Raw genomic sequence first — 17,359 nt, forward strand, 5'->3', positions numbered from 1 at the left:
AGTTAATTATGTTTTTAGTAGATTCCCACTGCCACCTCGATTGCCTTGATTATGAAAAAAAGCATGAAAGTGTGGATGATGTTATGCAAAAGGCCGCGCAGCGAGATGTGAAATACGCACTGGCGGTGGCGACAACCCTGCCGGGTTACACAAAAATGCGCGAGCTGATTGGTGAGCGCCCGGATGTGGCCTTTTCCTGTGGTATTCATCCGCTGAATCTGGATGAGCCGTATGATTTCACACAGCTGCGTGAACTGGCGGCGGATAAACGGGTGGTGGCCCTCGGCGAAACCGGGCTGGATTACTACTATCAGAAAGAGAATGCCGCGCTTCAGCGTGAGGTTTTCCGCGAGCATATCCGTATCGGACGTGAGCTGAATAAACCGGTGATTGTGCACACCCGGGATGCCCGTGAGGATACCCTGGCGATTATCCGCGAAGAACAGGCCGGGGAGTGCGGCGGCGTGTTACACTGCTTTACCGAAGACAAAGAGACGGCATCAGCGCTGCTGGATGAAGGTTTTTATATCTCCTTTTCCGGCATCGTGACGTTCCGCAATGCGGAGCAGATCCGCGAAGCCGCCCGCATTGTCCCGCTGGATCGCATTCTGGTGGAAACCGATTCGCCGTATCTGGCCCCGGTACCGTTTCGCGGTAAAGAGAACCAGCCCGCGTATGTGCGTGATGTGGCGGAGTATATGGCTGTATTAAAAGGGGTGAGCGTTGAGGCGCTTGCTGAGATCACCACTGACAATTTCTGCCGTCTGTTTCAGGTGTCTGTCCGGTAAATCCGCACACATCTGTCAGGCTGATTAATTACAGGAGCAGGTTATGGCCGAAGAAACTATTTTCAGTAAAATTATTCGTCGTGAAATTCCGTCTGATATCGTCTATCAGGATGACAGCGTGACGGCGTTCCGGGATATTTCCCCGCAGGCACCGACACATATTCTGATTATTCCCAACCATCTTATTCCTACTGTGAATGATGTTACGCCGGAAGATGAACAGGTTCTGGGTCATATGATCACGGTCGCGGCCAAAATCGCACAGCAGGAAGGTATTGCGGATGACGGCTACCGCCTGATCATGAACTGTAACCGCCACGGCGGACAGGAAGTGTTCCATATTCATATGCATCTGGTCGGCGGCCATCATCTGGGGCCGATGCTGGCGAAATAACCGGCTGACAGGAGAACGGTGATGAAACGTCTTTTATGTGTGATAGCGTCAGTCTGGCTGCTCGCCGGGTGTCCTTCAACGGCACCGGTAACACCCCCGGTACCGGTGGGTACCGTAACACCGCCGCCGGATACCACGCCGCCGCCACTGCCGCTGCCGCCGCCGGATACGGTGCCGGTTCCGCCGAAAATGAAAAAAATCGAGTGGGAACAGAGTATTACACCACTGGTTAATCAGATGGTTCACAGCGACGGCGTGAATCAGGGCCGTACGCTGCTGGTGAATAAAGTCGGTAATAAAACCAACAGCAGCCTGCAGACCAGCGTTGCGACCGGTGCGCTGATGAATACCATCGGAAAAACCGGGGTACTGAATGTGATCCCGGCCGGTGCGGTCAGCAGTGCCATGTCGGTGCTGGGTATGGGTGATAACGATACACTGACCCTGCGCAGCAAAGCTATCGGTCTGGCGCGTTATCTGAATGCCGACTATGTGCTGTACAGCGTGGTGACCGGTACCCGTGATGCCCGTCAGATGGAGATGCAACTGATGTCTGTCAGCAGCGGTGAAATCATCTGGTCCGGTAAGGGCGCGGTGCTTGAGCAGTAACCGCGCGTTACTGTTATGCCTCGCTGAACACTTTCCCGCACTGCCTGCCGCCGGCTGGACAATCCGTCCGCTGAACGGGCTGACGCGGGAAAGTGTCAGTATTGAACAAAAAGGTGTATCTCTGATTGGCAGAGCACAGACCGTGCACAGTGCGGATATCGGTGTCAGCCGTCAGAAAGAGGCGCGTATCCTGCACCGGCTGCGTGACAGCGGTCTTGCTCCGCGCGTGGCCGGGTTCAGCCACGGCTGGCTGCTTTTGTACCGGGTGGAGGGTGAAACACTGCCGCCGGAACGGATACAGCAACCGGACTTTATTCCGCAGCTGGCGGCGCTGGTCAGCAATCTGCATAATCAGCCGCTTACCGGGTATCGTCTGCCGCTCAAAGCGCAGGCAGACCGCCACTTTCACCTGACCGACAAACGCCGCCGCACCCCGCAGCTGTTGCGTATTCATCGTCACTTTATGCGCGAAGCAGAGCCTCAGCCGCTGAAACTGGCGCCTGCACATATGGATATCCACCCCGGCAACATTGTGACGGCGGCAGGGGAACTGCATCTGATTGACTGGGAATATGCTGCTGATACCGATATCGGTCTGTCTCTCGCCACACTTTTTCGTGCCAATCACTGGTCACTGACGTTAATTCACACTTTTCTGCGTTATTATTCTGCTTATCACTGTCCGCAGCGCGTACTGGCGCAGACCTGCCGCTGGCAGGCACGGGCAGATTATATGATGGTTATGTGGTTCGAGAGCCGCTGGGGACAAACCGGCGACCCGCAGTTTCTGCAATACCCGGCCGCGCTGAAAGCCGCCGCCGGGCTCAGGTAAATACAACGAGGTTTCACCATGGGTCCTGTAATGTTAGATGTCGAAGGGTATGAGCTGGACAGCGAAGAGCGCGAGATCCTGCGCCACCCTTCAGTCGGGGGAGTGATTCTCTTTACCCGTAATTTCCATGACACGGCACAGCTGCGGGAACTGACGCGGCAGATCCGTGAAGCCACCCGCGACAACCGGGTTGTGATTGCGGTTGACCAGGAGGGCGGCCGCGTCCAGCGGTTTAAAGATGGCTTTACCCGCCTGCCGGCGGCACAGTCTTTTGCACAGTTTAATGACCTGCTCACCGGCTCTGCGCTGGCGGAAGAGGCGGGCTGGCTGATGGCGGCGGAAATGATCGCTATGGATATTGATATCAGTTTCGCGCCGGTGCTGGATCTGGGGCACGGCAGCGCGGCTATCGGCTCACGCGCGTTCCATGAGGACGGCGACATTGCGGCGCAGATGGCGGAACGCTTTGTGCGCGGTATGCGCAGTGCCGGGATGTCGAGCACCGGTAAACACTTCCCGGGGCACGGCGCAGTCAGTGCGGATTCTCACAAGGAAACGCCGCGTGATGAGCGCGACCCGGCGGTGATCCGTGGTAAAGACATGGCGATTTTCCGCGAATTTATCCAGCGCGGCCTGCTTGATGCTGTGATGCCCGCACATGTGATCTACACACAGATTGATGATCGTCCGGCGAGCGGTTCATCTTACTGGCTGAAATCGGTGCTGCGTCAGCAACTCGGGTTTGACGGGGTGATTTTCTCGGATGACCTGTCAATGGAAGGGGCGGCGGTGATGGGCGGCTATGCAGAGCGTGGTCAGGCATCACTGGATGCGGGCTGCGATATGATCCTGGTCTGTAATAACCGCAGAGGTGCTGTGACTATCCTTGATAATTTGCCTGTTATCACGGCACAACGTATTGATAAGTTGTATCATCGGGGTAAAGGTTATGATCTGACCGAACTGCAGCGCAGTGAGCGCTGGCAGCAGGCGAACAAAACCCTATCCGTATTACACGAACAATGGCAGGAGCGAGCATGATTATTTATCTTCATGGATTTGATTCAACCAGCCCGGGCAATCATGAAAAAGTGATGCAGCTGAAATTTGCGGATCCGGATGTCCGTTTTATCAGTTACAGCACGCTTCATCCGCGTTATGACATGAAATATCTGCTGACCGAAGTGGATAAAGCGGTAAAACAGAGCGAAGGACCGGCCATTGTGCTGGGCGTGGGTCTGGGGGGCTTCTGGGCTGAGCGTGTCGGATATCTGTGCGGGATCCGCCAGGTGATGGTGAACCCTAACCTGTTCCCGTATGAAAATATGGAAGGCAAAATCGACCGCCCGGAAGAGTATCTGGATATCATGACCAAGTGTATCTCGGATTTCCGCGAGCTGAACCGGCAGAACTGCCTGGTGCTGTTGTCCCGCAATGATGAGGCGCTGGATAACCAGCGTGCGCATGACACGCTGTCACCGTACTATCAGGTTATCTGGGATGAAGAACAGACCCACAAGTTTAAGGATCTGTCCCGTCATCTGCAGGAAATCAAAGGGTTTAAAACCGCGTTTAAAAAAGCCTGATAACACCGCCTCTCTGTAAAACGGCCGCGCCTGCTGAAGGCGCGGTATTTTTTTCCCCCGCAACTGAAGCGATTCCTGTCTCAAATCTGCCTTTTCTGTGATCGTTCTCTTACGTATCTTTCCGGTCATTGCGTTATATCAATAACTTTCTGGTGCTGAATCAGCAAGATAACGGGCTTTTTTCATCTGCGGGTGTGAAAAGTTAATCCGGTGATTAAAGAAAGCATCAGAGGTAAACCAAAAGTAAAATAGTTTTGTTAAATTTAAAATAATGTTTGCATTTTTCCGCCGGATTACCCAGAATTTGATTATGATCAAATATGGTATGACCAAATTACCTGTTGTGGTATACCATGGTGTGACACGATTCAGTTTTATCTGATGTTATCTCACTGTTTTTCCTGAAGAGCCCTGAGATAACGTTAGATTATTTTTCAGAGGATGTTATGACTACACCGAATACGAAGATTGTGATTATCGGCGGTGGCGCAGGCGGGCTGGAACTGGCAACGCAACTCGGCCACAAATTAGGTAAGAAGAAAAAAGCGGAAATCACTCTGGTCGATCGCAACAGCAGCCACCTGTGGAAACCGCTGTTACACGAAGTGGCGACCGGTTCTCTGGATGACGGCGTGGATGCCCTGAGCTACCTGGCGCATGCCCGCAATCACTATTTCAATTTCCAGCTGGGTTCAATGACCGGACTGGATCGCGACAGTAAAAATATCACCCTGGCAGAAATCCGTGATAACAACGGTGACCTGCTGGTACCGGAGCGTGAGCTGGATTATGACATTCTGGTGATGGCGCTGGGCAGTACCTCCAACGATTTCGGTACACCGGGGATCAAAGAAAACTGCATCTTCCTCGACAGCCCGTCACAGGCAAACCGCTTCCATAATGAGATGCTGAACCTGTTCCTGAAATACTCCGCCAGCCACGGCGAAGGCGACAAAGTGAATATCGCGATTGTCGGCGGCGGGGCGACCGGAGTGGAACTGTCAGCAGAACTGTATAATGCCGTTGAGCAGCTTCACAGCTACGGTTTTAAAGGCCTGAATACCGATGCACTGAATGTGACGCTGGTGGAGGCGGGTGAGCGTATTCTGCCTGCTCTGCCGCCGAAAATTGCCGGTGCCGCTCACCAGGAGCTCACCAAACTGGGTGTGCGTGTGATGACGCAGACCATGGTCACCAGCGCCGATGAATCCGGCCTGAACACCAAAGACGGCGAGCATATCACGGCGAGCCTGATGGTCTGGGCGGCAGGTATCAAAGCGCCTGATTTCCTGAAAGAGATTGGCGGGCTGGAAACCAACCGTATTAATCAGCTGGTGGTCAAACCAACACTCCAGACCACCCGTGATGACGCAATTTTCGCTATCGGTGACTGCTCATCCTGCCCGAAAAAAGAGGGCGGATTTGTTCCGCCGCGCGCGCAGTCAGCACATCAGATGGCGACCCGCTGCTATCACAACATCCTTGCGGTACTCAATGATAAGCCGCTGAAGGATTATGTGTTTAAAGATCACGGCTCACTGGTTTCCCTCTCCCGGTTCAGTACGGTCGGGAGCCTGATGGGTAACCTGATGCGCGGGAATATGATGATTGAAGGGCGTATTGCCCGTGTGATGTATATTTCTCTGTATCGTATGCATCAGATTGCGCTGCACGGTTATATTAAAACCGGGCTGATGATGCTGGTTGGCGGTATAAACCGGATTATCCGTCCGCGGCTGAAATTACATTAATTGATCTTCCCCAAAAATGACGCTTCCGGGCGTCATTTTTTATAATAATAAACCCTGCTCAGAACAGGGAAATATACATTGTACAGATTTGATATAAAGCCGGAAAATGCATTATTTAACAGGAGTTCAGTATCATCACTAACAGATAATTCCGGTGGTAATGAACAAAATAAGGCAGATACTGCTCTTTATTAATTATTGTTGATCGTTGTCAGTACACACACAGTCAGGTTGAATTAATAAATTACAGGGACAGAATTATTGTTTCATCATTATTATTTAACTTTTATTTAGCGGTGCTGTGGGAATATAGTCCGGTAAGATTAATCGTTAAAAATAAAACCGGGTTTGATAGGAATAATCCCAATTATTACCGCTGGATATTTATATAATTTGACAATGAATAAAAATGAACGAAAACCATTATCACGAATAACATTCACAGGGCTTGTGCTTCTGTTTGTTATTTTTGCGGTAATCATTTCTTTTGCTGTGACAAAGAATAAACATCCCGCTGTTGCTGAGGTTCTCTCATCCGAACCTATCATGGCAACGGTGCCTGTACGCCATGAATACTGTGACCTGACAACCATGCCGGGTCCGTACAAGCGTGAACTCCTGGATATCGTCCACCCGACTGAGCAGGTCTGCACCCCGTACCTGCTGTATGAAACCCTGCTGCATGCACCGAAGGTGTACGGTGGCCCGACATACCGCTCCTGTACGACGGCATACACCTATGAGCACCGGATTGTCGGCTATGATGTGGTGTATAGAATCAATGACACCGTCGGTAAGGTCAGAATCAATTATAATCCGGGTGATGTCATGCCGGTGGATAATACCGGGCGGCTGATCATTTTACCCGGGCTGAATACAGTAAAATAAAGTGTGTTACAGACAAAAAATAAGAATACCGGTTTATGTCATAAACCGGTATTCACCACGTTTTTTATTTAATGTAACCGGAAATTAAACCCAGCCCTTCTGACGAAACTGCTTTAATACCGCCACAAATTGCTGCATCTCTTCCGGCGTGCCTAATGTCAGGCGGCTCCAGCCGGTTACCGGCGGAAATTCACGGCCGACCATTATATGGTTTTCTTTCATCCGCTGCTGATAGGTTTTTACATCTCCGGTCACCTTATGGAAGATGAAATTAGCCTGTGAGGGCGCATAAGGCAGATTTAATTCCTTCAGTGCGGCAACCACAATTTCCCGTGAAACATCCGTTGAATGGCGGCTGTAATCAATAAACGGTTTATCATTCAGGGATGCCAGTGCGGAAACTGCACCTGCTATATTAGTATTATCGATAGAATTGAAAATATTTACCTGTTCCGTTACTGCCGGTACGGAAATACCGTAACCGACACGAAGCCCGGCCAGGGCAAATATTTTCGAGAAAGTGCGTGTCACGATAATATTGGATTTTCCGGCAGCCACCCATTCAACCGCACTTTTAAATTGCGGATCAGACACAAATTCCGCATATGCCTCATCAATAATAAAATTCTGCTGCGGCGGTGCCTGGTTTACCCACTGTGCGAGTTGTGATGCCGGGGTGATCATAGCGGTCGGGTTATTCGGGTTACAGATATAGATAACGGAATGACCGGCAAAGTTATCGGCGATCGCCTGCATGGCTGTGAGGTCGAAAGAGAGATCGGCTTTCAGCGGCACTTTGACAATATTGACGCCCAGCGGCTCAGCATACAGTTCGGCATAATTGAATGTCGGATCCGGCACAATCAGTTGCACCGGCTGCTGTTTTTTCTGTGCATCCGCCACCAGCATCTGCACAGCCGCCTGAATGGTTTCTGAGGAACCATTTCCGAGGCTGATGTGTTCCGGTGTCAGTGAGAAATGCGCGGCAATCTGCTCAATCAGCGCTTCGCGGGCAGCATCCGGATAGCGGAATGCGCCGGGAAGGGCGTCAATAATCGCCTGACGGGCTTTCGGAGACATCCCCAGTGAGTTTTCATTGAAGTTCAGCAGCAGCGGATTTTCCGCGCTGAGCGGCGCTGCTTTGGCAGCGGGTGAGACAGTACCGGTGGCGGCCTGACCGGTGGTGACCAGAGAGGCGGCGGTTAATCCGCCGAGCGCGATCCCTGTTGATTTCAGAAACGAACGACGATCCATAGTATTTACCCTGTTGTTGTCATTATATTTTGGTAAATACTAACCGAACTAATAATCACCTTGCAAATTAATATTCACAATAAATGGATTTTTATTCATTTTTAAGGTGCCGGCCGAAACCGGCACCTGACAGAGAGGATGTTGTACGTTATACCGGATGAGCGGCAAATGCAGTCAGTAAATCCGCGATAAACTCAATGCGTTTGGTGCGGTCGGTCAGGTCACAGATAAATTTCAGTTTTGACGGGCCGTCCAGCCGGTACTGTTTCGGGTTATTTTGCAAAAGCCCGATAAGATACGCCGGGTCGACATGGTTTTTCTCACTGAACTCAACAAAACCGCCTTTCTCCTGCGCCTCAATCCGGCGGATCCCCAGGTCCTGTGCCTGCAGGCGCAGACCCGCTGCCGCCAGCAGGTGACGACCGGCATCCGGCAGCAGACCGAAGCGGTCAATCAGCTCAATTTTCAGCTCGGTCAGTTCGGTATCGCTGCGCGCGCTGGCAATCCGTTTGTAGAAGGAGAGGCGCATGTTTACATCCGGCAGGTAATCTTCCGGCAGCAGGGCCGGCATACGCAGCTCCACTTCGGTCTGGCTCTGCGTGAGATCTTCCAGTGACGGCTCTTTGCCGCTTTTCAGGGAATCAACCGCACTTTCCAGCATTTCCATATAGAGTGTGAAACCAACGCTGGCCATCTGGCCGCTCTGATCCTCGCCCAGCAGCTCACCCGCACCACGGATTTCCAGGTCATGAGTGGCGAGAGCAAATCCGGCTCCTAAATCTTCCAGAGAAGCAATTGCTTCCAGGCGTTTATGGGCATCGGTGGTCATGGCTTTCGGGTGTGGCGTCAGCAGATAAGCATAGGCCTGATGGTGTGAACGCCCGACACGGCCGCGCAGCTGATGCAGCTGTGCCAGCCCGAAATGATCGGCCCGTTCGATGATAATGGTATTGGCGCTGGGAATATCGATACCGGTTTCAATAATCGTGGTGCATACCAGCACATTAAAACGCTGATGGTGGAAATCGGTCATGACCCGTTCCAGCTCGCGCTCACGCATCTGTCCGTGGCCGACTGCCACACGGGCTTCCGGTACCAGTTCCGCAATACGGTTGCGGGCTTTTTCAATATTCTCCACATCATTGTAGAGATAATAGACCTGGCCGCCGCGCAGTACCTCACGCAGAATCGCCTCCCGCACCACCAGCTCATCATACTGACGGACAAAGGTTTTCACCGCCAGCCGTCTTGCCGGCGGGGTGGCGATAATAGAAAGGTCCCGCATGCCGCTCATCGCCATATTCAGGGTACGCGGAATCGGGGTGGCGGTGAGGGTCAGGATATCCACATTGGCGCGCATTGCCTTGATGCGCTCTTTATGGCGGACACCAAAGCGGTGCTCTTCGTCCACCACCAGCAGGCCGAGATCATGCCAGTGCACATCGCTCTGCAACAGCTTATGTGTGCCGATAATGATATCCACTTTTCCTTCTCTGGTATCATCCAGCACCTGCTGCTGCTCTTTGGCGCTGCGGAAACGGGACAGAACTTCAATCCGCACCGGCCAGTTGGCGAAACGGTCACGGAAGTTATCATAATGCTGCTGCGCGAGCAGAGTGGTCGGCACCAGCACAGCAACCTGCTTGTGGTTATGGACGGCGAGGAAGGCCGCCCGCATTGCGACCTCGGTTTTACCGAAACCGACATCACCGCACACCAGCCGGTCCATCGCCACCGGCTGACACATATCGCTCAGCACGGCATTAATAGCCTGCTCCTGATCCGGAGTGGTTTCAAACGGGAAAGACTGGCAAAACTCGCGGTACTGTTCGCGATCATGTTTAAAGGCAAAGCCGGGTTTGACGGCCCGCTGTGCATAAATATCCAGTAACTGTGCCGCCACATCGCGGACTTTTTCCGCTGCTTTCTGACGTGCTTTGCTCCAGGCTTCACCGCCGAGTTTATGCAGCGGGGCGCTTTCATCTGCCCCTCCGGCATAGCGGCTGATCAGATGCAGCGATGACACCGGGACATACAGTTTGTCTTCCCCGGCGTAGGTGAGGATCAGGTATTCTGCCTTGATCCCCCCGGCCTCCAGGGTGGTTAATCCCTGATAGCGGCCGACCCCGTGCTCCAGATGCACTACCGGCTGACCGGGGCGCAGTTCCGCGAGGTTGCGGATCAGGGTGTCGGTGTTAATTGTGCGGCGGGTGTCCTGGCGGCGGCGCACCACTCGCTCACCCAGCATATCGCTTTCGCAGATCAGGACGCGCTGACGGTCGTTATCAACAAAGCCGTGCTCAGCGGCACCGATCATGACATAAATACCCGGCACGGTAGCATCCGTCAGACTGCGGATTTCCGCCGGTTTGATTTTGATGCGCGCCAGCAGTTCCTGTACGCTTTCGCGCCGTCCCTCACTTTCCACCGAGAAAATCACGGCAGCCTCTGTGCTTTCCAGGAAGCGGCGCAGCGGGTCAAGCGGGGATTTCAGCTGCGGATTGACTTTCAGATCCGGCAGAGCGGTATAGCCGAGGTTGGTATTGGCGGCTTTGCGTGGCAGTTTGTCATTATTGAGCTGCACACGCGGCAGCGTTTTCATCTGCTGATTGAGTTCTTCCGGTGTCAGCCACAGCTGTGACGGCGGCAGTAACGGGCGCATCGGATCCACACCCCGGCTCTCAAAACGCTGTTGCACATCACGGCGGAAGCGGTCGGCGGATTCCTGTAAATCCCGGGTCACCAGCAGGGTGTTATCCGGCAGATAGTCAAACAGCGGTACCAGCGGTGCGGTGAAAAACAGCGGCTGCCAGTACTCGATACCGGCGGGCAGGGTACCTTTGCTGACCTGCTGATAAACATGCTCCGGGTCGCGGCGCACCTCAAAGGTTTCCCGCCACTGACTGCGGAACAGCTCGATAGCATCTTTATCCGTCGGGAATTCGTGAGCAGGCAGAAGATTGATCGCATTCACTTCATCGAGGGTGCGCTGGGTGTCGACATCAAAGGTGCGCAGGCTGTCGATTTCATCATCAAAGAAATCAATCCGGAACGGCAGTTCGCTGCCCATCGGAAACAGATCCAGCAATGCGCCGCGAATGGCAAACTCGCCGTGCTCCAGTACTTGTTCGACACTACGGTAGCCGCCCTGAACCAGCTCTTCACGCAGCTTATCCCGCGACAGCTTTTCCCCTTTGGCCATCACCAGCGCATGACTGGTGAGAAATTCAGGCGGACACACTTTCTGCATCAGTGTATTGACCGGCAGAATCAGTGCGCCTTTTTCGAGGGTCGGCAGACGGTATAATGTGGATAACCGGTTGGAGATAATCTCCTGGTGCGGCGAAAAGCTGTCATACGGCAGAGTTTCCCAGTCGGCAAGGGTTTCTGCCGGGAGCGCGGTAAACTGGCGGATCTCATCCCGCAGCCGCAGGGCATTCTGCATATCGCGGGTCACCAGGATGACGGGGCCGTCGTGTTGTTCAATTATCGACGCGGTTTCCACCGCACAGGCTGCACCGGTCATTTCACCGAGCTGGCGGGTGTCTGCGGCACGGGCCGGGAGTTCATAGCGTGTTTTCAGCGACATTCGGTTTTCCATCGGGCTGCGTGTTTCTGTCAGGTAACAAGGTTCTGCCATACCGGAGTGGCTTGTCCGGGCAATAAAAGGCCGCCGCGCTGCCGGTCCGGAGGTGGTCTGATACCGGCAACACGCTGACCGTCAATGAAAAAAAACTGCCGCAAACGGGCGGGAGTGGTTCCATTCATCAACCGGAGCCTTTATTATCCCTGAACACTTCGCTTTGGCAACAGGGGCGTTCAGATTTCATGTTTCAGTCTGTCTCATTTTTAATCGGTCTGCGTTACATGCGGGGACGCGGCACGGATCGCTTTGCCCGTTTTGTCTCGCTGCTTTCCGCCATCGGCATCACGCTGGGGGTGACAGCACTTATCACCGTGACATCCGTGATGAACGGTTTTGAACGCTCATTGCAGCAGAGTATCCTCGATTTTATGCCGCAGGCGGTAATCACCACCGGAAACGGTGTGCTGGATCCGCAGACACATCCGGTCTCACAATTAGCCGGGCTGCGTGATGTGGTAAAAACCGCCCCGATTGTCACCGGTGATGTGGTATTGCAGAGCACCGGCAATGTGGGGATCGCCTCCGTGACCGGAATTGATCCGCTGGGGGATGAACCGCTGATGAATTATCTGGTGAATACCCGGCCATCCGACCTGGCGGCAGGTCAGTATCATGTGGTGGTCGGCGAAGGCGTGGCGAAACGCATGGGGCTTAAACGCGGGGATAGTGTCCGTATCCTGGTGCCGAATGTGTCGCAGCTGACGCCGATGGGACGCATCCCGAGCCAGCGCCTGTTCACCGTGGCGGGCTTTTTTTCCTCCGGCAGTGAATCCGATAACACCCAGGTGCTGATGAATCAGGAGGATGCGGCACGTCTGATGCGCTATCCGGCGGGTAATATCACCGGCTGGCGTCTCTATCTGTCACAGCCGTTACAGGTGGACAGCCTCAGTCAGCAGACATTACCGGAAGGGCTGGTCTGGACAGACTGGCGCGTGCAGAAAGGTGAGTTTTTCCAGGCTGTGCGCATGGAGAAAAATATGATGGGGCTGCTGCTCAGCCTGATTATCGCCGTGGCCGCGTTTAATATCATTACCTCACTGGCCTTGCTGGTGATGGAAAAACAGACCGAAGTGGCCATCCTGAAAACCCTGGGAATGACACGCGGCAAAATTATGCTGATCTTTATGATTCAGGGCGCGGGGGCAGGGATCCTCGGCTCGGTGATCGGCGTTCTGCTGGGCACACTGCTATCGTCACAACTGAATATTCTGATGCCGCTGCTGGGGCTGATCCCGAAAGGAATCGCGCTGCCGACGGTCATTGAGCCGCTGCGCGTCATCACTATCGGCGCGGCTGCCATGCTTATCTCTTTATTATCCACACTCTGGCCTGCGTGGCGGGCGGCAGCGGTACAACCCGCGGAGGCTTTACGTTATGAGTGAGTTATTACTGGCATGTCGTCAGTTATGCAAATCTTATCATGAGGGCACAGTGGAAACTGATGTCCTGAAACAGGTTAATTTTGAACTCCGGCGCGGGGATATGCTGGCGATTGTCGGCAGTTCCGGTTCAGGGAAAAGTACGCTGCTGCATCTGCTCGGCGGGCTGGATTCCCCGACCTCCGGTGAGGTGATTTTTAACGGCACGGCACTTTCCGCCATGAGCCAGAACGCTCTGTCGGCGCTGCGTAATCAGGAAATGGGCTTTATCTATCAGTTCCACCATCTTCTGCCGGACTTCACGGCGGCGGAAAACGTGGCGATGCCGCTGCTGATCGGCGGTATGGCGCGGGATAAAGCGCTGGCACAGGCGGGGGAGATGCTGGAGCGGGTTGGTGTGGCAGCGCGTGCCCATCATCGTCCGTCTGAGCTCTCCGGCGGGGAGCGTCAGCGGGTGGCGATTGCCCGTGCGCTGGTGAATAAACCGTCACTGGTTCTGGCGGATGAACCGACCGGTAACCTGGATCAGCGCAATGCGCAGAGCATTTTTGATTTGTTATCCGAACTGAATAAAACCCTCGGCACAGCCTTCCTGGTGGTTACCCATGACCTCGCCCTGGCGGCGAAAATGGGGCGGCAGATGGAAATGCGCGACGGTATTCTGAATGCACAGCCGGAGACGGCGCTATGAATGCACTACCGCTGTCATTACTGACTGCGCTGCGTTTCAGCAAAGGGCGGAAACGGGCGGGAATGGTCTCGCTGATTTCCGTTATTTCCACCCTGGGGATCACGCTCGGGGTGGCGGTACTGATTATCGGGCTGAGTGCCATGAACGGCTTCGAGCGTGAGCTGGAGAACCGGGTGCTTTCCGTGGTGCCGCAGGGGCAGATTTCCACTGTTGAGCAGCCGTTTGATACCTGGGCGCAGAGCCTGCTGCGGATCAAAAATACTCCGGGTGTGGTGGCCGCCAGCCCGTATATTGAATTTACCGGGCTGGCAGAAAAAGGCAGTAAATTACAGGCCATGCAACTAATGGGTGTGGATCCGGTCACTCAGAAATTGGTGAGCGGATTGCCGGAATTTGTGGCGGATAATGCATGGGCGGATTTTCAGGCCGGGAAAAATCAGATAATCCTTGGTGACGGCGCGGCAAAATCCCTCGGTGTTGCGCAGGGTGACTGGCTCACCATCATGATCCCGAATCACGACAGCACGGAGCGCCTGTTACAGCCGAAACGCATCCGTTTGCAGGTCGCGGGGATTTTCCGCTTAAGCGGCATGCTGGATCACAGGCTGGCGCTGCTGCCGCTGGAAGATGCACAGCAGTATCTGGATTACGGTGAGGGCGTCACCGGGATTGAAATCCGTGTGGATAATGTTTTCAATGCCAATGACGTGGTACTGCGGGCGGCGGAAGCCAGCCGTGAACATGTCTTCTATAAGAGCTGGATCAACGAATACGGTTACATGTACAGCGACATTCAGTTAGTGCGCAGTATTATGTATCTTGCCATGATTCTGGTGATTGGTGTGGCATGCTTCAATATCGTTTCCACCCTGATTATTGCCGTGAAAGACAAAAGCGGGGATATCGCCATTCTGCGCACCCTTGGTGCGAAAGACAGCCTGATCCGCGCCATTTTCCTCTGGTACGGACTGCTGACCGGCATGGTCGGCTGTATCAGCGGGGCGGTTCTCGGCACACTGGCGGCGCTGAATCTGACACCGCTTATCCGCGGTATTGAATTTCTTATCGGGCACAAACTGTTGTCCGGCGATGTCTATTTTATTGATTTTCTGCCGTCGGAGCTGCGGCTGACCGATCTGCTGTATGTGGTCTTAACCACCATTGTGCTGAGCCTGCTGGCAAGCTGGTATCCGGCGAGACGCGCCTGCCGCCTTGAACCGGCACGTATTCTGAGCGGGCAGTAAAGCCCGCAGGAATTGTAATGATTTTTGAATCCGAAGTGCGGATGCATTACCCTGAACGGAGACAGTGATGAACAAAGGCCGGATTATGCGCAGAACGCACCGATTAAGAAAGTTACGCAAACAGCGGCGGATCCTGCGCCAGCGTTTTCACTTACGCTTTTTTTATCGCGATAAATGGATGGCCGGAAAAATGGATCAGTTTAAACCTAAAATTGTTGTGCTGACCGGCGCGGGTATCTCCGCCGAGTCCGGGATCCGGACATTTCGTTCGGAAGACGGGCTGTGGGAAGAGCACAACATCGAAGATGTGGCGACGCCGGAAGGCTATGCCCGCAATCCGCGTCTGGTGCAGCAGTTTTACAATGACCGCCGCCGCCAGTTACAGTCTCCTGACGTGCAGCCGAACCCGGCACATCTCGCCCTGGCGGAGCTGGAACAGGTGCTGGGGGATAACTTCCTGCTGGTCACCCAGAATATTGATAACCTGCATGAGCGGGCAGGTAGTCAGCGGATTATTCATATGCACGGCGAGTTGCTGAAAATTCGCTGTGCGATGTCCGGACAGGTTCAGTCGTGCACCGGTGACCTGTCAGCGGATGAGCGCTGCCACTGTTGTCAGTTCCCGTCACCGCTGCGGCCGCATATTGTCTGGTTCGGTGAAATGCCGTTCGGCATGGATGAAATCTATCAGGCACTGAATGATGCGGATATCTTTATCGCCATCGGTACCTCCGGGCATGTCTATCCGGCGGCCGGGTTTGTCCATGAGGCACGGCTGTGCGGGGCACATACAGTGGAACTCAATCTGGAACCGAGTAAGGTGCAGAGTGAGTTTGAGGAGTGTCACTACGGTCCTGCCGGGCAGGTGGTGCCGGAGTATGTCCGTCAGCTGCTGGCGCAGATTAACAACACTAAATCTGATTTGACGCAATAACTCAATTTATGTTTCCCCGATAATAAGAAATCAATGTTATTGGGGGAACACATGGATAAGTTATTAGAGCGCTTTTTCGGTTATGTCTCTTTTGACACGCAGTCGAAGCCGTCAGCCAAGCTGACACCAAGCAGCGACGGTCAGTTAAGGCTGGCGCGTGCTCTGGAAAAAGAGCTGAAAACGCTGGGGTTATCAGATGTCTCGCTGGATGATAACGGCTGCGTGATGGCAACGTTACCGGCGAATGTTGACTGGCCGGTACCGGTTATCGGTTTTATTTCTCACCTTGATACCTCACCGGATTTCTCCGGGCGTAATGTGAATCCTCAGGTTCTGGAAAATTACCGTGGTGGTGATATCGCACTCGGCATCGGCGATGAAGTGCTGTCGCCGGTAATGTTCCCGGTGCTGCACACCATGCTGGGTAAAACCCTGATTATGACCGACGGTAAAACCCTGCTGGGTGCGGATGACAAAGCCGGTATCGCAGAAATCATCACTGCCATGGTACGTCTGAAAAACAGTGATATTCCGCACGGTGATATCCGCATTGCCTTCACGCCGGATGAAGAAATCGGCCGTGGCGCGCAGTATGTGGATCTGAAAAAATTCGGTGCGCAGTGGGCTTATACCGTTGATGGCGGTGGTGTCGGTGAGCTGGAATATGAAAACTTCAATGCGGCGGCAGTTGCCATCCGTATTGAGGGCAATAACGTGCATCCGGGCAGTGCCAAAGGTGTGATGGTGAACGCGCTGTCACTGGCAACCCGCATCCACAGCGAATTACCGCCGGAAGAAACGCCGGAAAATACCGAAGGGTATGAAGGTTTCTATCATCTGCAAAGCATCAAAGGCACGGTTGAACGCGCGGAAATGAACTATATCATCCGTGATTTTGACCGTAACAATTTTGAAAAACGCAAAAGCAATATGATTGCGATTGCCGAGAAAGTCGGTAAAGGTCTGCATCCGGACTGCTATATCGAGCTGACGATTGATGACAGCTATTACAATATGCGCGACCATGTGGTGAAACACCCGCATGTGATTGAACTGGCCAAACAGGCAATGATTGACTGCGATATTGAACCGGATATCAAACCTATTCGTGGTGGTACTGACGGTGCGCAACTCTCTTACCGTGGTCTGCCGTGCCCGAATCTGTTTACCGGTGGTTATAACTTCCACAGTAAACACGAGTTTATCTCACTGGAAGGCATGGAACAGGCAGTTTCCGTGATTATGCGGATTGCAGAATTAACTGCACTGGATATGAAGAAATAAATAATTCACATATACACATCACAGAAACCCCTAGAAACCTGAGCATTCATATTAACCTGTCTCTTATACACAACAC

16 protein-coding genes are annotated in these 17,359 nt (G+C 53.5%); 13 read left to right on the forward strand and 3 right to left on the reverse strand.

What is annotated here, in order from left to right; all coding sequences use genetic code 11:
• The first annotated feature begins 8 nt into the window (after positions 1-8).
• The 7 genes from GN208_RS11875 (at position 9) to GN208_RS11905 (ending at position 5,960) form a co-directional block, all read left to right on the forward strand.
• Complete coding sequence (locus tag GN208_RS11875; RefSeq protein ID WP_004238082.1) at positions 9-788, forward strand: metal-dependent hydrolase; 780 nt, start codon at positions 9-11, stop codon at positions 786-788.
• Between the two features lie 43 nt (positions 789-831).
• Positions 832-1,182: a purine nucleoside phosphoramidase gene (gene hinT, locus GN208_RS11880; protein WP_004238084.1), complete on the forward strand. Its 351-nt coding sequence runs from the start codon at positions 832-834 to the stop codon at positions 1,180-1,182.
• A gap of 21 nt (positions 1,183-1,203) precedes the next feature.
• On the forward strand, positions 1,204-1,791 hold the full coding sequence (gene lpoB, locus GN208_RS11885; RefSeq protein WP_004238085.1) for a penicillin-binding protein activator LpoB: 588 nt from the start codon (positions 1,204-1,206) through the stop codon (positions 1,789-1,791).
• Entirely contained in the window at positions 1,781-2,623 is an 843-nt protein-coding gene (locus GN208_RS11890) for a hypothetical protein (protein WP_004238086.1), read from the forward strand. The genes lpoB and GN208_RS11890 overlap by 11 nt, the downstream gene beginning before the upstream one ends.
• An 18-nt stretch (positions 2,624-2,641) precedes the next feature.
• Entirely contained in the window at positions 2,642-3,664 is a 1,023-nt protein-coding gene (nagZ, locus tag GN208_RS11895; protein ID WP_015422830.1) for a beta-N-acetylhexosaminidase, read from the forward strand.
• Positions 3,661-4,209 (forward strand): alpha/beta hydrolase YcfP, encoded by a 549-nt coding sequence (gene ycfP / locus GN208_RS11900; RefSeq protein ID WP_004238088.1) that lies wholly within the window; start codon positions 3,661-3,663, stop codon positions 4,207-4,209. Before nagZ ends, ycfP begins: the two co-directional genes overlap by 4 nt.
• A gap of 446 nt (positions 4,210-4,655) precedes the next feature.
• Entirely contained in the window at positions 4,656-5,960 is a 1,305-nt protein-coding gene (locus GN208_RS11905; RefSeq protein ID WP_004238091.1) for an NAD(P)/FAD-dependent oxidoreductase, read from the forward strand.
• 323 nt (positions 5,961-6,283) lie between these two features.
• Here the strand turns inward: GN208_RS11905 and GN208_RS11910 are convergent, their stop codons facing one another.
• A complete protein-coding gene (locus GN208_RS11910) occupies positions 6,284-6,508 on the reverse strand; it encodes a hypothetical protein (RefSeq protein ID WP_125460926.1) in 225 nt (74 codons plus the stop codon).
• Between GN208_RS11910 and umoD the strand changes: the two genes are divergently transcribed.
• On the forward strand, positions 6,411-6,848 hold the full coding sequence (gene umoD / locus GN208_RS11915; protein WP_004240640.1) for a UmoD family flagellar biogenesis regulator: 438 nt from the start codon (positions 6,411-6,413) through the stop codon (positions 6,846-6,848). The genes GN208_RS11910 and umoD overlap by 98 nt on opposite strands.
• Positions 6,849-6,932: 84 nt before the next feature.
• Here the strand turns inward: umoD and GN208_RS11920 are convergent, their stop codons facing one another.
• Positions 6,933-8,102: a histidinol-phosphate transaminase gene (locus GN208_RS11920; protein WP_004238094.1), complete on the reverse strand. Its 1,170-nt coding sequence runs from the start codon at positions 8,100-8,102 to the stop codon at positions 6,933-6,935.
• A 148-nt stretch (positions 8,103-8,250) separates the two neighbouring features.
• A complete protein-coding gene (mfd, locus tag GN208_RS11925; protein WP_015422829.1) occupies positions 8,251-11,691 on the reverse strand; it encodes a transcription-repair coupling factor in 3,441 nt (1,146 codons plus the stop codon).
• A gap of 239 nt (positions 11,692-11,930) precedes the next feature.
• On the opposite strand from mfd, the gene lolC reads away from it, so the two are divergent.
• The 5 genes from lolC to pepT all read left to right on the forward strand — a co-directional run bounded on the left by lolC (position 11,931) and on the right by pepT (position 17,283).
• Positions 11,931-13,133, forward strand: coding sequence for a lipoprotein-releasing ABC transporter permease subunit LolC (gene lolC / locus GN208_RS11930; RefSeq protein WP_004238098.1), 1,203 nt, complete (start codon positions 11,931-11,933; stop codon positions 13,131-13,133).
• Entirely contained in the window at positions 13,126-13,821 is a 696-nt protein-coding gene (lolD, locus tag GN208_RS11935) for a lipoprotein-releasing ABC transporter ATP-binding protein LolD (RefSeq protein WP_004238099.1), read from the forward strand. The genes lolC and lolD overlap by 8 nt, the downstream gene beginning before the upstream one ends.
• Positions 13,818-15,065: a lipoprotein-releasing ABC transporter permease subunit LolE gene (lolE, locus tag GN208_RS11940; RefSeq protein ID WP_004238100.1), complete on the forward strand. Its 1,248-nt coding sequence runs from the start codon at positions 13,818-13,820 to the stop codon at positions 15,063-15,065. The genes lolD and lolE overlap by 4 nt, the downstream gene beginning before the upstream one ends.
• 85 nt (positions 15,066-15,150) lie before the next feature.
• Positions 15,151-15,999: a Sir2 family NAD+-dependent deacetylase gene (cobB, locus tag GN208_RS11945; RefSeq protein ID WP_024473418.1), complete on the forward strand. Its 849-nt coding sequence runs from the start codon at positions 15,151-15,153 to the stop codon at positions 15,997-15,999.
• 51 nt (positions 16,000-16,050) lie between these two features.
• Entirely contained in the window at positions 16,051-17,283 is a 1,233-nt protein-coding gene (gene pepT / locus GN208_RS11950; protein WP_004238103.1) for a peptidase T, read from the forward strand.
• Positions 17,284-17,359: the final 76 nt, after the last annotated feature.

Source organism: Morganella sp. HSTU-ASny43 (assembly GCF_022819185.1).
Lineage (GTDB): Bacteria > Pseudomonadota > Gammaproteobacteria > Enterobacterales > Enterobacteriaceae > Morganella > Morganella morganii.